The sequence below is a fragment of the Pseudomonas sp. 43mfcvi1.1 genome, assembly GCF_900115935.1.
Classification (GTDB): domain Bacteria; phylum Pseudomonadota; class Gammaproteobacteria; order Pseudomonadales; family Pseudomonadaceae; genus Aquipseudomonas; species Aquipseudomonas bijieensis.
Map to the genome: position 1 here is coordinate 311,880 of NZ_UETT01000007.1, position 13,754 is coordinate 325,633.

Annotated in this window: 12 protein-coding genes; 3 read left to right on the plus strand and 9 right to left on the minus strand. The window is 63.3% G+C overall.

All coding sequences use genetic code 11. From position 1 onward, the window contains the following. Nucleotides 1-126: 126 nt before the first annotated feature. The 6 genes from DTP52_RS16090 to pedF all read right to left on the minus strand — a co-directional run bounded on the left by DTP52_RS16090 (nucleotide 127) and on the right by pedF (nucleotide 7,066). The gene (locus DTP52_RS16090) at nucleotides 127-1,647 is read right to left on the minus strand and encodes an aldehyde dehydrogenase family protein (RefSeq protein ID WP_109754240.1); all 1,521 of its coding nucleotides are present in this window, start codon (nucleotides 1,645-1,647) and stop codon (nucleotides 127-129) included. Nucleotides 1,648-1,941: 294 nt separating this feature from the next. Further along, nucleotides 1,942-3,717, minus strand: a complete 1,776-nt coding sequence (locus DTP52_RS16095) for a PQQ-dependent methanol/ethanol family dehydrogenase (RefSeq protein WP_109754241.1) — start codon at nucleotides 3,715-3,717, stop codon at nucleotides 1,942-1,944. A gap of 285 nt (nucleotides 3,718-4,002) precedes the next feature. Next, nucleotides 4,003-4,938, minus strand: coding sequence for a quinoprotein relay system zinc metallohydrolase 1 (locus tag DTP52_RS16100; protein WP_109754242.1), 936 nt, complete (start codon nucleotides 4,936-4,938; stop codon nucleotides 4,003-4,005). Nucleotides 4,939-4,954: 16 nt separating this feature from the next. Next, a complete protein-coding gene (locus DTP52_RS16105) occupies nucleotides 4,955-5,713 on the minus strand; it encodes a quinoprotein dehydrogenase-associated SoxYZ-like carrier (protein ID WP_109754243.1) in 759 nt (252 codons plus the stop codon). A 10-nt stretch (nucleotides 5,714-5,723) separates the two neighbouring features. Beyond that, a complete protein-coding gene (locus DTP52_RS16110; RefSeq protein ID WP_109754244.1) occupies nucleotides 5,724-6,599 on the minus strand; it encodes an ABC transporter substrate-binding protein in 876 nt (291 codons plus the stop codon). 5 nt (nucleotides 6,600-6,604) lie between these two features. Next, a complete protein-coding gene (pedF, locus tag DTP52_RS16115; RefSeq protein WP_109754245.1) occupies nucleotides 6,605-7,066 on the minus strand; it encodes a cytochrome c-550 PedF in 462 nt (153 codons plus the stop codon). Nucleotides 7,067-7,320: 254 nt separating this feature from the next. On the opposite strand from pedF, the gene exaA reads away from it, so the two are divergent. Then, the gene (exaA, locus tag DTP52_RS16120; protein WP_109754246.1) at nucleotides 7,321-9,177 is read left to right on the plus strand and encodes a quinoprotein ethanol dehydrogenase; all 1,857 of its coding nucleotides are present in this window, start codon (nucleotides 7,321-7,323) and stop codon (nucleotides 9,175-9,177) included. 248 nt (nucleotides 9,178-9,425) lie between these two features. Further along, entirely contained in the window at nucleotides 9,426-10,070 is a 645-nt protein-coding gene (locus DTP52_RS16125) for a pentapeptide repeat-containing protein (RefSeq protein ID WP_109754247.1), read from the plus strand. Between the two features lie 185 nt (nucleotides 10,071-10,255). On the opposite strand, the gene DTP52_RS16130 is transcribed toward DTP52_RS16125, so the two are convergent. The 3 genes from DTP52_RS16130 to DTP52_RS16140 are packed head-to-tail and all read right to left on the minus strand — an operon-like array spanning nucleotide 10,256 to nucleotide 12,416. Then, nucleotides 10,256-10,894 (minus strand): response regulator transcription factor, encoded by a 639-nt coding sequence (locus DTP52_RS16130; RefSeq protein ID WP_109754248.1) that lies wholly within the window; start codon nucleotides 10,892-10,894, stop codon nucleotides 10,256-10,258. Continuing rightward, nucleotides 10,894-12,147, minus strand: a complete 1,254-nt coding sequence (locus DTP52_RS16135) for a histidine kinase (protein ID WP_109754249.1) — start codon at nucleotides 12,145-12,147, stop codon at nucleotides 10,894-10,896. The genes DTP52_RS16130 and DTP52_RS16135 overlap by 1 nt, the downstream gene beginning before the upstream one ends. Nucleotides 12,148-12,149: 2 nt before the next feature. After that, entirely contained in the window at nucleotides 12,150-12,416 is a 267-nt protein-coding gene (locus DTP52_RS16140; protein ID WP_109754250.1) for a hypothetical protein, read from the minus strand. 154 nt (nucleotides 12,417-12,570) lie between these two features. On the opposite strand from DTP52_RS16140, the gene DTP52_RS16145 reads away from it, so the two are divergent. Continuing rightward, nucleotides 12,571-13,737: an ABC transporter substrate-binding protein gene (locus tag DTP52_RS16145; RefSeq protein ID WP_109754251.1), complete on the plus strand. Its 1,167-nt coding sequence runs from the start codon at nucleotides 12,571-12,573 to the stop codon at nucleotides 13,735-13,737. Nucleotides 13,738-13,754 lie beyond the last annotated feature (17 nt).

Below are 13,754 nucleotides of genomic sequence, written 5' to 3' on the forward strand. Positions count from 1 at the left end.
TGTGGGAGCAAAGCTTGCTCGCGATGAATCGCCCTCGGCCTGACCGGCTGACCGAGTCGTCTGTATCGCGGGCAAGCCTTGCTCCCACAGCAGGCTCGCTCCCACAGGGGGTGCAGTGTTGCTGGGTTAGAAGAACCCCAACGGATTGATGTCGTAGCTCACCAGCAGGTTCTTGGTCTGCTGGTAGTGGTCGAGCATCATCTTGTGCGTCTCACGACCCACGCCGGACTTCTTGTAGCCACCGAACGCGGCGTGCGCCGGGTACAGGTGGTAGCAGTTGGTCCAGACGCGACCGGCCTTGATCGCCCGGCCCATGCGGTAGGCGCGGTTGATGTCGCGGGTCCACAGGCCGGCGCCGAGGCCGAACTCGGTGTCGTTGGCGATGGCCAGGGCTTCGGCTTCGTCCTTGAAGGTGGTCACACCCACCACCGGGCCGAAGATCTCCTCCTGGAACACACGCATCTTGTTATGCCCCTTGAGCAGGGTCGGCTGGATGTAATAGCCACTCGACAAGTCGCCCTCCAGATGCTCGGCCGCACCGCCGGTCAGCAGTTCGGCGCCCTCTTCCCGGGCGATTTCCAGGTAGGAGAGGATCTTGTCGTATTGCTGCTGGGAAGCCTGGGCACCGACCATGGTCTCGGTATCCAGTGGGTTGCCGCGCTTGATCTTGGCGATTTTCTGCATCACCTCGGCCATGAACGGCACATAGATCGACTCCTGCACCAGGGCGCGGGATGGGCAGGTGCAGACTTCGCCCTGGTTGAAGAACGCCAGCACCAGGCCTTCGGCGGCTTTTTCGATGAAGGCTGGCTCGGCCTGCATGATGTCTTCGAAGAAGATGTTCGGCGACTTGCCGCCCAGCTCCACGGTGGACGGGATGATGTTCTCGGCGGCGCATTTCATGATGTGCGAGCCGACTGGAGTGGAGCCGGTAAAGGCGATCTTGGCGATGCGCTTGCTGGTGGCCAGGGCTTCACCGGCTTCACGGCCGAAACCATGGACGATGTTCAACACACCGGGCGGCAGCAGGTCGGCGATCAGTTCGATGAAGACCGTGATCGACAGCGGCGTCTGCTCCGCCGGCTTGAGCACGATGCAGTTACCGGCGGCCAGGGCCGGGGCGAGTTTCCAGGCGGCCATCAGCAGCGGAAAGTTCCACGGGATGATCTGCCCGACCACACCCAGCGGCTCATGGAAATGATAGGCCGTGGTCAGTTCGTTGATCTCGGCGGCCCCGCCCTCTTGGGCGCGAATGCAGCCGGCGAAGTAACGGAAATGGTCAGCCGACAGCGGTACGTCGGCATTGAGGGTTTCGCGCACGGCCTTGCCGTTGTCCCAGGTCTCGCTGATGGCGAGGACTTCCAGGTGCTGCTCGATACGGTCGGCGATTTTCAGCAGCACCAGGGAACGGTCCTGCACCGAGGTCTTGCCCCAGGCGTCGGCTGCGGCGTGGGCGGCATCCAGGGCCTTGTCGATGTCGGCGGCGCTGGAGCGTGGGAACTCGGCGATGACTTCGCCGTTGACCGGGGACGTGTTGGTGAAGTACTCGCCATTGACCGGCGCGACGAATTCGCCGCCGATGAAATTGCCATAACGCGGTTTGAAGGAAACGACGGCGCCTGGGGTTCCGGGTTGTGCGTAGATCATGATGGGCCTCTGCCTGGTCGATGCCTGTCACGGGACAGGCGATAGGCCGATGGTAGAGAGCCCCGCCAGCCGGACGAATGCGTCGTTGGCAGGGGGGACTCTCGTTATTTGGTCGTAGGTTTCAAGCATTGGGACGAGGTTTTTTGGTGAAACGACGCATCGCCCCTGTGGGAGCAAGGCTTGCCCGCGATGAAGGCGATGCGGTCTCTCAGGTAACCGAGGCGACTGCATCGCGAGCAAGCTTTGCTCCCACAGAGCAGTCGCCACAAGGGCTGCACCCGCCCCAGATTCAGCTCAGCGCTTGGCCACCAAGTCCTTTGGCAACTTGAAGGTCCAAAGCATGCCGCCCTGGTTGAAGTCCTTCACGCGCTTGGCCACTTCGCCGCCCCACAACGGCACCGCGCCGCCCCAGCCAGAGACCACGGAGACGTATTGCTCGCCGTCCATTTCCCAGGTGATGGGCGAGCCGAGCACGCCGGAACCAGTCTGGAATTCCCAGACCTTTTCCCCGGTCTTGGCGTTGAACGCTTGCAGGAAGCCTTCAGGCGTACCGGTGAACACCAGGTTGCCCTTGGTGGTCAGCACCCCGCCCCACAGCGGCGCGAAGTTCTTGTGGCGCCAGACTTCCTTGCCGGTCTTGGGGTCGATGGCCCGCAGCACGCCGATGTAATCTTCGTTCAGCGGCTTGATGGTGAAACCGGCGCCAAGGAACGCCGCGCCTTTCTTGTAGGCGATGCCTTCGTTCCAGATGTCCATGCCCCACTCGTTGGATGGCACGTAGAACAACCCGGTGTCCTGGTTATAGGCCATCGGCATCCAGTTTTTCGCGCCGAGGAAGGCCGGTGCCACGAATACCGAGCTGCCCTTCGCTTCGCTGCCCGGCGCGCCCGGACGGCTGGCCTCGTTGTAGATCGGCCGACCGTCCTTGTCCAGGCCAGTGGCCCAGGTGATCTTGTCGACAAACGGGAAGCCACGGATGAACTTGCCGTTGGTGCGGTCGAGCACGTAGAAGAAGCCGTTACGGTCGGCGGTGGCCGCTGCCTTGATGTCCTTGCCACCGTCCTTGTAGTTGAACGAGATCAGTTCGTTGACGCCGTCATAGTCCCAGCCGTCATGAGGCGTGCTTTGGAAGTGCCACTTGATGGTGCCGTCGTCCGGGTTCAGGGCCAGGCGCGACGAAGAATAGAGATTGTCGCCAGGACGCAGGTGGGAGTTCCACGGTGCCGGGTTGCCGGTGCCGAACAGCAGCAGGTTGGTTTCCGGGTCGTAGTAGCCACCCAGCCAAGGCGCGGCACCGCCGGTTTTCCAGAGATCGCCCGGCCAGGTCTTGCCGGCCTCGCCGCCGGAAATACCGTTCTCGACCGCCTTGCCGTCCTTGTAGACATAGCCCATGTGGCCTTCCACGGTTGGACGGGTCCAGAGCAGTTCGCCATTTTTCGGATCATAGGCGCTGATCTGGCCTACCACGCCGAACTCGCCACCGGCCACGCCCGTGATCAGCTTGCCGTTGACGATCAACGGCGCGGCGCTGATGGAGTAGCCTTCCTTGTGGTCGGCCACTTTCTTGCTCCACACCACTTTGCCGGTGTCCTTGTTCAGGGCCACCAGCTTGGCGTCGAGAGTGCCGAAGAACACCAGGTCGCCATACAGCGCCACGCCACGGTTGATCACGTCGCAGCAAGGGCGGATGTCATCGGGCAGGCGAGCATCGTACTGCCACAGTTTCTTGCCGGTGCGCGCGTCCACCGCGAATACCCGCGAGTAAGAACCGGTGAGGTACATCACCCCGTCCTTGATCATCGGCTGGGCTTGCTGGCCACGCTGCTTTTCGCCGCCGAAGGAGAACGCCCAGACCGGGCGCAGGTCCTTGACGTTATTGACATTGAGGGTATCGAGCGGGCTGTAGCGCTGGCCCTGGACACCCAGGCCGTTGGTCACGACCTGTTGCGGGTTTTTCGGGTCCTGGAGAATTTCCTGATCGGTCACGGCTGCAAGGGCCGAACCGGACAGCAGCATGGCACTGAGCAGCAGGCTCACGGCGAAGGGTTGGCGACGTGCGGGATGACTCATGACGGCTACCTCTGCGGTTATTGTTATACCCGGGAATTTTTCCCGGTCTGCCACAGATTCTTGGGCTCGGGGCCGCTGCCAACAATTGCCCGCTGTGTTGAGTTTTCTAGTTCCTTGGTACATGTGGAGGAGCAGCGCCCCCCCGTGGCGAGGGAGCTTGCTCCCGCTGGGGCGCGCAGCGGCCCTGAAAATAGCCCAGTCAATATTGATGGCCAGAGTGACTGATAACAGGGGCTGCTGCGCAGCCCAGCGGGAGCAAGCTCCCTCGCCACGGGACAGCCTGAATCATTCGGGTTGGGTGTCCACCCGCTTCATCCCCGCCCGCTCGTAACGTGGATAGAGATGACTGACGCTGCGAATCAACTCATAACGACTCAGGCTGATCCCGGCAAAGCGCTCAGGAATGGGGCTGCGGATCATCTCGGCCATGTCGTCGCCCCGGGCCGCGCCGTCGCGCATCAGTTGGTCGAGCCAGCCCAGGTAGTCGCGCATCTGCAAGAAAGGCCGGGCATCGGTCGCGACCGGGCCGTGGCCGGGCACGATCTGCTTCCAGGGCAAGGCCTGCAAGGTGTCCAGATCCCTGAGCCAGACTTCGAGTCCCGGACTGTTGGGAGTGGTCAAAGCGCGTTCGTAGAACACCAGGTCGCCGGCGAACAGCACGCCAGTGGTTTCGTCGAAGATCGCCAGGTCGGCCCCGGTGTGCCCGGCCAGTTGCAGCAGTCGCAAGGTATGGTTACCCGCCTTCAACACACCGGGCTCCAGCACCTGGGTTGGCAACACCACCTCGGTGCCGCGCATCCAGTCGCCCACCAGCCGGTACATGTTTTCCGCCAGCGCATCGCCCTGTTGCCGCAGCAGGTCCGCGGTGCCCGCCAAGGCCCCGATGGGCGCGTCACTGAAAGCCTGATTGCCCAGTACATGGTCGGGGTGATGATGAGTCAGCAAGACCTGGATGATTGGCTTATCGGTGGTCGTGGCAATGGCCTGGCGCAGCGCCTCGCCGTAGCGCTTCGACGGCCCGGTGTCGATCACCACCACACCGGCATCGGTGACGATGAACGCGGTATTGACGATGTTGCCGCCGTTGGCCTTGGCAAAATTCTCAGTGCTGCCTTCCAGCAGCCAGGTGCCCTCGGCGATTTGCCGGGGCTTGAGTGAATAGTCCGTCGCGGCCCAGGTCGGCCAGCACAGGCTCATGAAGATCAGCAACAACCAGCGCATGGCGCGCTCCTTGTGTTCAGGGGATCGCCGCCTCGAACGTGTTGCCGCTGTTGTCGCGCAGCAACAGGCGGGTCTGCTCGGGGCCTTGTATGTCGAAGCCCAGGTTGGGGTTTTCGCTGACCGCCGGAAACAGCTCCAGATGCGCCAGCACCTTGCCGTCGGCATCCAGTAACTGGGCCTGGTTGAGGAAAAATTCGGGGATCCCGCTCACCAGGCCGTTATCCATCGGATGGGCCACCTGCAAGCGCAGGCGATTGGTATCGCCCCGGGGGTAACGGGCGCCGAATACCTCACCCAAGTGTTCCTCCCACCCTGGCTGAGTGCGCACCACACTCGGCGCGGTACAGCCGCCCCCTGCCGCGTCGATCAGCGTCGAGCCGACGTGCCACAGACCATCACGGGTCTGCACGGCGGCGCGCAACGGCGTGGCTTGCTCGATCCGGATGCGGATCGACAACCAGGGCAACACACGATCCCCCGGCCGGAAATCCACGATCCTCGGCAGCGGATTCAGTTCGGCCCAGGCCAGCACCCGCACCACGTCACCGGCGAAGGCCCGGGCATCGATTTCCAGTGGAACCTGGCGAGCGTCTTCGGCAAAGGGTGGTGCCAGCAGCCGCACCCGGTCGTCGAACACGAACGGCGCGTCGCCCAACAGTTGCTTGTGATAAAAGGCCCACATCACCGACGGCACCGGATCCTTGCCTGGCTCGACAGCCGCCCACGCGATCATCGGCAGACTGCACCACAGCAGGCACCACACGAGCCATTTCATCCCTGCGCTCCTATTGGTACATCTCGGGCACGTCGTAACGCAGGCCGTAATGGGCATAGACCGTCTTGACGCTGCCGTCGCGGATCAAGCCTTCCAGCGCCTCTTCCACCGCATAGGCCAACTGACGGTTGCTTTCGTGCACCGCCATGCCGATTTCCCAGCGTTGCTTGCCCATGTTCGGGTAGGCATTTTCCGCCAGCGCCAGTTGCGGATCGGCCGCCTCGTGCACCTGCCAGTCGATTTCCCCACGCATGGCCATGACGGCGTCCACCTCCCCGGCCTGCATGGCCTTGAAGGCCTGGCTGACACCGGGATAATGGTGGGTCTTGGCGCTGAGCATGCCGTTGAACACTGACGTCAGGTAGAACGACGGCACGCTGTCGACTTCAACGCCAATGGGGTGTTGCTGGAACACCGCGACGCTGCCCACCGAATCCAGTCGGCGGCGGTCATATGCCACCTGCCAGCACTCTTGCTGATAAGGCCCGAACATCACCACCTGGGCATTTTCCAGCTCACCGATGTCGTTGCGCCTTTGCACGTAGTCGTGATCGTAGGGCACACGCATCATCAAGTCGGCCAATTGCCGATCGTGCAGTGGGCTGCTGCGCCAGATGTAATCACGCAGGTCGTCGTCGAGCTTTTCGCCAGGCGGTGCCCAGATCAATTGCAAGCGCACGCCAAGCGCCTTGGCCAAGGCCTGGGCCAGCTCCACGTCCACGCCCCTGGGTTGGCCGTGGTCTTCGAAACTGTAGGGCGCGAAGTCCTTGTAGACCGCCACCTTCAACTCCCCGGCGGCGATCATCTGGTCGTAACTGCGCACCTGGGCCTGCACCGCTTGGCCACACAAGAACAAGCTGCACATTACCCACGCGAACAGGCGCATGGCGATCACTCCTCGACGTGCACGCTGTCGAGATAGGTGCGCACCGCCCACAAGGCTTCCTGACTCAGGTAGTCGGCCATTTTCGGCATGTAGACCCGGCCGTCGCGCACCGCGCCGTGACGGACGCGCTCGACAAACCACTCATCGCCGGCTTCGGCGGCGTCGAGCATGCGCAGGTCCGGGGCGATCCCGCCGGACTTGGCCTCCAGGCCATGGCAGGCCGCGCAGTTCTGGTTGTAGGCCGAGGCGCCGATTTCCACGGCTTTGTCACGCTCGGGAGAGTTGCGATACGGGTTCTGGGAAGCCCACCCATCAGCGTCCAACGGCAAGTTGGCGTCCTTGATCGGGGTCAGACCCTTGGTTTCCACTGCCTGGGGCACTACGTTGCCATGGGCCCATGCGGAGCCTGCGCCGATCAGCCCCATCAGCAGTGCGGTAGCGATGATGGCGTTGCGTTTAGTTGTCATTGTTATGCCCTCTGGATTGCACGCAAGACCTCTGTGAAGAAGCCGTGCCGTCATCTTAGGAACCCCCCTGCCCCAGCCGAATGCTGCTTTGGTGGCCGCGTTCTAGTTCCTTGGTAGCAAGCCATCCGACGCAGGTCGCAAAGACAGGCGGTTCGGGAAGTCTTCCCGGCGAAAGCGGGACTTTTTCCGTATCGGCCAGGCCATGGCGCGACTCACCCTAGTCAGGCCAAAACCTTTCACTGGGAACTGCCACCATGAGAATAAAAACGCTACCCGCCCTCTCTTCCTTGACCGTTGCCTTGCTGCTGGCCGGTAGTCTGTCGCTGAGCCCCGTGGCCAGCGCCGCCGTCACCTGGGAAGACATCGCCAACGATCACCTGACCACCAAGGACGTGCTGCAATACGGCATGGGCACCAACGCCCAGCGCTGGAGCCCGCTGGCCCAGGTCAACGACAAGAACGTGTTCAAACTGACCCCGGCCTGGTCCTACTCGTTTGGCGACGAGAAGCAGCGCGGCCAGGAGTCCCAGGCCATCGTCAGCGACGGCGTGGTGTACGTCACCGGCTCGTATTCGCGGGTGTTCGCCCTCGACGCCAAGACCGGCAAGCGCCTGTGGACCTACAACCACCGGCTGCCGGACAACATTCGCCCGTGCTGCGACGTGGTCAACCGCGGCGCGGCCATCTATGGCGACAAGATCTACTTCGGCACCCTGGATGCGCGGGTGGTCGCCCTGGACAAGAACACCGGCAAGGTGGTGTGGAACAAGAAGTTCGGCGACCACGCCGGCGGCTACACCATGACCGGCGCCCCGGTGCTGATCAAGGACAAGACCAGTGGCAAGGTGCTGCTGATCCACGGCAGTTCCGGCGACGAGTTCGGTGTGGTCGGGCAACTGTTTGCCCGCGACCCGGACACCGGCGAAGAAGTCTGGATGCGCCCCTTCGTCGAAGGCCACATGGGCCGCCTCAACGGCAAGGACAGTACGCCGACCGGCGACGTCAAGGCGCCGTCCTGGCCCGACGACAAGACCACTGAAACCGGCAAGGTCGAAGCCTGGAGCCATGGCGGCGGCGCACCTTGGCAGAGCGCCAGTTTCGACGCCGAGACCAACACCATCATCGTCGGCGCGGGCAACCCCGGCCCGTGGAACACCTGGGCGCGCACGGCCAAGGATGGCAACCCTCACGATTACGACAGCCTCTACACCTCCGGCCAGGTCGGTGTCGACCCGAGCACCGGCGAGGTGAAGTGGTTCTACCAACACACGCCCAACGACGCCTGGGACTTCTCCGGCAACAACGAGTTGGTGCTGTTCGACTACAAGGACAAGGACGGCAAGGTGGTCAAGGCCACCGCCCACGCGGACCGCAACGGTTTCTTCTACGTGGTGGACCGCAACAACGGCAAGCTGCAGAACGCCTTCCCCTTCGTCGACAACATCACCTGGGCCAGCCACATCGACCTGAAGACCGGTCGCCCAGTGGAAAATCCCGGCCAACGTCCGGCCAAGCCATTGCCCGGCGAAACCAAGGGCAAACCGGTGGAAGTCTCGCCGCCCTTCCTCGGCGGCAAGAACTGGAACCCCATGGCCTACAGCCAGGACACCGGGCTGTTCTACGTCCCTGGCAACCAATGGAAGGAGGAATACTGGACCGAGGAAGTGAACTACAAGAAGGGCTCGGCCTACCTGGGCATGGGCTTTCGCATCAAGCGCATGTACGACGATCACGTCGGCAGCCTGCGGGCGATGAACCCCACTACCGGCAAAGTGGTCTGGGAGCACAAGGAAGCACTGCCGTTGTGGGCCGGCGTGCTGGCGACGAAGGGCAACCTGGTGTTCACCGGTACCGGCGATGGTTTCTTCAAGGCCTTCGACGCCAAGACCGGCCAGGAGCTGTGGAAATTCCAGACCGGCAGCGGCATCGTCTCCCCGCCCATCACCTGGGAGCAGGACGGCGAGCAGTACATCGGCGTGACCGTCGGCTACGGCGGCGCCGTGCCGTTGTGGGGCGGCGACATGGCCGAACTGACCAAGCCGGTTGCCCAGGGCGGGTCGTTCTGGGTGTTCAAGATTCCGAGTTGGGATAACAAGGTGGCCCGCCAATAGCCCTTGTGGGAGCGAGCCTGCTCGCGATGGCGGTGGTTCAGTTGGCAGTGATGTTGAATGTGCCGCCGGCTTCGCGAGCAAGCCCGCTCCCACAGTTGATGGTTGTCGGACACAAAATCTGTGTCCGCTGCAGATCCCTTGTGGGAGCGGGCTTGCTCGCGAAAGCGATGGTTCAGTCAGCGGTGATGTTGAATGTCCCGCCGCTATCGCGAGCAGGCTCGCTCCCACAGTCAACCGAGTTTACTGCCATGAGATTTCTCCCTCTGCTGCTTCTGCTCATCTGCGTCCATGCCAACGCCGACGACACCGAAACACCTCTGACCATCAACGGCTGCCTCATCGCCGAAGCCAGTCAATGCCCCGGCGCCAACCTGCGTGGAGCAAAACTGGCGAACCAGGACCTGCGCAAAATGAACCTCAGCGGTGCCGACCTGCGCGACGCCGACCTGCGCCATGCGCGACTGGACCTGGCCAACCTTGAAAAAGCCCAGCTACAGGGCGCCAACCTGACCCGTGCCAGTCTGCAGCAAAGCAACCTGCGCCTGGCGGACTTCAGCGGCGCCACGCTCAAGGCGATCCAGGGTTGGGGGCTGTTCGCCCAGGGTGCGCAGTTCCAGCGTGCCGACCTGACCGCAGCCTATCTTCAGTTCGCTCGCTTGTCCGGCGCGCGACTGCACGAGGCCAACCTGCAAGCCGCTGACCTGGAAATGGCCTGGCTGAGCAAGGCCGACCTCAAGGGCGCCGATCTGCGTGACGCCAACCTGCAAGAAGCCAAGCTCGGCGAAAGCAACCTGGAACAGGCCAACCTGAGCGGTTCTCGCCAGCATTACGGGAATTTTCAGGATGCGAACATGCAGGGTTGTACGGGGTGCCCGACTTCCTGGGATCAGTGAAGGCTCTGGAGCACATAAACCCTGTGGCGAGGGAGCTTGCTCCCGCTGGGCTGCGAAGCAGCCCTCAATAGGGTCAACTCAATGGACCTGATGCACCGAGGTGCCGGTTTTTGGGGGCGCTTCGCACCCAGCGGGAGCAAGCTCCCTCGCCACAGTGGATCGTCATCGCCTGGGAATGAGGGTTTTCACCCCGCCACCCGCACCACCCCCATATCAATCCCCAGGTGCACCAGCTCGGCATGGGAGCTGACCTGCAACTTGCTCTTGAGCAGCGTCAGGTGGTTCGACACGGTCTTGGCGCTGATGCACAGCTGTTCGGCGATGGTGCGTGCGGGGGTGCCCTTGGCGAGCATGACGAAGATCTCCAACTCCCGTTGGGTCATGCATTGCAGGCGTGGGTCGACATCGTGCCTGGAGCTGGCGCAGGCCAGTTGTGTGGCCAGGGACTGTTCGATGTAGGCATGGCCGGCCAGCACCCGGCGTACTGCTTCCACCAGCACCTGGGGCGCCGAATTCTTGGTCAGGTAGCCCATAGCACCTGCGTCCAGCGCCTGGCGTACCAACGGCAATTCATCGTGCATGCTGAAGAACAGCACACGCAGTTGCGGCAGGCGCTGGCGTAATCGCCGCGTGGTTTCCAGGCCGCTGATACCGGGCAGGCCGAAGTCCATGATCACCAGATGCGGCACCTGCTCCTGCACCAGGCTCAAGGCCTCCTCTCCGGTGGCCGCTTCGCGGACCAGCAGGTCCGGCATCAACACCCGCAAAAGGCTGGCATAGCCCTGCCGCACCACCGCGTGGTCATCCACCAACAAAATGTTCATCACGCCTCCAAGGCAATATTCAAGGCCAGCGCCCAACCGGCGCCAGGCTGGCTGATGATCCGCAACTCGCCCCCCAGGCTGCGGGCCCGCTCGGACATCGAGTGCAAGCCAACGCCTGCTCGTGCCGGTTGCGTGGCTCCACGGCCATTGTCACGCACCAGCAGGCGCAGGCGTCCGGCACGGTGTTGCAGGCGAATGCGCACCTCGCTGGCGCCCGCATGGCGGGCGACGTTGGTCAGGGCTTCCTGCAACAAGCGATACAGATGGGTCTTGTCGGCACCGGACAACGGCGGCAACGCCTCATCGATCGACACCCGACAGGCAATGCCCTGGGTCTTTTGCCATTGCCCCGCCAACACCCCTATGGCATCGCTCAACGACAAGTGCTGCAACACCACCGGGTACAAGTCATGCACCAGCGCCCGGAAGCCATGCTGCAAATGCTCGCAATGGTCTTCGAGCTGGCTGACGGTCTGCTCTAGCGCTTGCGGCTGGTTTGTCACCAGGCGCAGCAGGCAGGCATGAGCGCGAATGCCAGCCACGTATTGGCCCAGGTCATCGTGCAGGGTCTGGGCCAGCCGGGTGCGCTCCTGTTCCTGCACAGCCAGCAAGGCCTGGGTGAGCCGGGCGTTGTCAGCCTGGGCCTCGGCCAGGGCGGCGGTCATGCGGTTGAAGTACCTCGCCAGTTGCTGCGCTTCCGGGAGCCCCTCAGTGCCCAGGCGTACCTGCAGGTTTCCGGCAGACACCTGACGCAGCGCCTGCAGCAACTCATCGAGCAAACGCATGCCCCGGCGCACCGCCCAGCGGATCACCAGCAGGCTGAGCAACAGCGCCAGGGCGCAAACGCCCAGCAGTTGCACCAATGAATCGATAATCTCGTCGATTTCATCCCGAGGATCGACGGCAATCCAGGCCCGCCGACCGTCAGGCAAATCCACCACCTGGGCGGCGGGTCCGTCCTCCAGGAGTCGACGCCCGAACCAGGCCTTTATCCCTTTCTCATCCGCCGGAAACAGCTCCCCAGGGGCCAACCAGTGGACCCGCACATGACGCAGGCTACCGGTCAAGCGCATCTGGAGACTGGCCGGGTCGCGCTCGGCGGTTTCGCGCAGGTAATGCACCACCGACTCGGCCGATTGCAGTTCTCGTCTCACATCGGTCGTGGCTTGGTGCAACAACAGGACGGCACAGGCCAGGGTGACCAGGGCGAAAAAGGCTGACACCCAGAGGTTGATGCGCCAGAGGGCTGACATGGTTAGCGGCCCATTGCCGGGATGAACTCACATCCGCGCCGGACACAAATCCCTTGTGGGAGCGAGCCTGCTCGCGAAAGCGGTGGGTCAGTCGACAATAATGTTGGATGTGAGGCCGCTATCGCGAGCAGGCTCGCTCCCACCGGGGTTACGGGGTGGCCGCAGCTTTTATGTCCATTGCACCCGATTTTTTTACCGGCCAGCCGGTCAACGCCAACCAGGCTCAGGATCAGCAGAAACGGCAGCAGCAGCGCTTTGAGAATCCGCATGGTCGTCCCTCCTGGTCAATGACGATGCCTTGCATGCTAAAACCCCGGCCGCCAAGGCGAGTTACTACCTTGGTACTGCACCGGCGGTACTTTCTACATATTTCCCCCGCCCCCCTGGCTTCCTATGCTGGCGCTACCCGCAATGGAGGATGTCATGCGCCGGCTCGTCAGTTACGCCTTGGTTTCTCTGCTGGCAGCGGCAACCGCTCACGCTGGCGATGCCACACCGCTGCAAGTGCGCATCGGCTACCTGGGCTATCGCCCCGACCCCGGCCCGCTGCTGTCCAACGTCATTGCCGAACCGGCCGATGCCGGCTTGCGCGGTGCTGAACTGGCGATCATCGACAGCAACAGCACCGGACGTTTTCTCAAGCACGACTACCGCCTGGAAAGCGCCAGCGTCGACACTCCCGAAGCGCTGCTCCTGGCCGCCCGCGCCCAACACGACCAGGGCCTGCGGCTGTTCGTGGTCAACGCACCGGTCGCCAGCCTGCGCCAGCTCAGCGCCGCCCTGCCCGACAGCCTGCTGTTCAACGCCGGCAGCCCCGACGACAGCCTGCGTACCACCGACTGCCTGGGCAACGTACTGCACAGCCTGCCCGACCGCGCCATGCTCGCCGATGCTCTGGTGCAATTCAGCGTCGTGCGTAAATGGCAGCGGGCCTTGCTGATCGTGGGCCAGACGCCCGAGGACCAGGCCTATGCCGCCGCATTGCGCCGGGCGATGAAACGCTTCGGCATGAAGATCGTCGCCGAGAAGGCCTGGCAGTTCGACAACGACCAGCGTCGCAGCGCCCAGGCCGACATGCCGCTGTTCACCCAGACCGCCGAGTACGACGTGGTGCTGGTGGCCGACGAGCGCGGCGATTTCGGCGAATACCTGCCCTACCAGACCTGGTACCCACGCCCGGTGGCCGGCACCCAAGGGCTGACGCCCACCGGTTGGCACAAGACCGTGGAAACCTACGGCGCGGCGCAGTTGCAAAAACGCTTCGAAGCCCTGGCCGGACGCTGGATGAACGACCGCGACTTCGCCGCCTGGATCGCCGTGCGCAGCATCGCCAGCGCGGTGAGCAAGTTGCGTCAGGACGACCCGCTCGCTATCCGCCAACTGGCCCTCAGCGACCAGTTGCCCCTGGACGGTTTCAAGGGCCGCAAGCTCAGTTATCGGCCCTGGAACGGCCAGTTGCGCCAACCCATTCCCCTGGTCCAACCCCGGGCATTGGTCAGCACCTCGCCCCAGGACGGTTTCCTCCACCCTACCAATGAAATGGACAGCCTGGGCTATGACCAGCCCGAGGTGAGCTGCCGTTACCCCTGATCGATAACAACAATAAG

Bases quoted from the DNA above. Each gene is read 5' to 3' on its own strand.
- DTP52_RS16130 (WP_109754248.1), bottom strand. From the start codon at position 10,894: ATGAACATTTTGTTGGTGGATGACCACGCGGTGGTGCGGCAGGGCTAT.
- DTP52_RS16090 (WP_109754240.1), bottom strand. From the start codon at position 1,647: ATGATCTACGCACAACCCGGAACCCCAGGCGCCGTCGTTTCCTTCAAA.
- DTP52_RS16095 (WP_109754241.1), bottom strand. From the start codon at position 3,717: ATGAGTCATCCCGCACGTCGCCAACCCTTCGCCGTGAGCCTGCTGCTC.
- pedF (WP_109754245.1), bottom strand. From the start codon at position 7,066: ATGACAACTAAACGCAACGCCATCATCGCTACCGCACTGCTGATGGGG.
- DTP52_RS16145 (WP_109754251.1), top strand. From the start codon at position 12,571: ATGCGCCGGCTCGTCAGTTACGCCTTGGTTTCTCTGCTGGCAGCGGCA.
- DTP52_RS16125 (WP_109754247.1), top strand. From the start codon at position 9,426: ATGAGATTTCTCCCTCTGCTGCTTCTGCTCATCTGCGTCCATGCCAAC.
- DTP52_RS16110 (WP_109754244.1), bottom strand. From the start codon at position 6,599: ATGCGCCTGTTCGCGTGGGTAATGTGCAGCTTGTTCTTGTGTGGCCAA.
- DTP52_RS16105 (WP_109754243.1), bottom strand. From the start codon at position 5,713: ATGAAATGGCTCGTGTGGTGCCTGCTGTGGTGCAGTCTGCCGATGATC.
- exaA (WP_109754246.1), top strand. From the start codon at position 7,321: ATGAGAATAAAAACGCTACCCGCCCTCTCTTCCTTGACCGTTGCCTTG.
- DTP52_RS16135 (WP_109754249.1), bottom strand. From the start codon at position 12,147: ATGTCAGCCCTCTGGCGCATCAACCTCTGGGTGTCAGCCTTTTTCGCC.
- DTP52_RS16100 (WP_109754242.1), bottom strand. From the start codon at position 4,938: ATGCGCTGGTTGTTGCTGATCTTCATGAGCCTGTGCTGGCCGACCTGG.
- DTP52_RS16140 (WP_109754250.1), bottom strand. From the start codon at position 12,416: ATGCGGATTCTCAAAGCGCTGCTGCTGCCGTTTCTGCTGATCCTGAGC.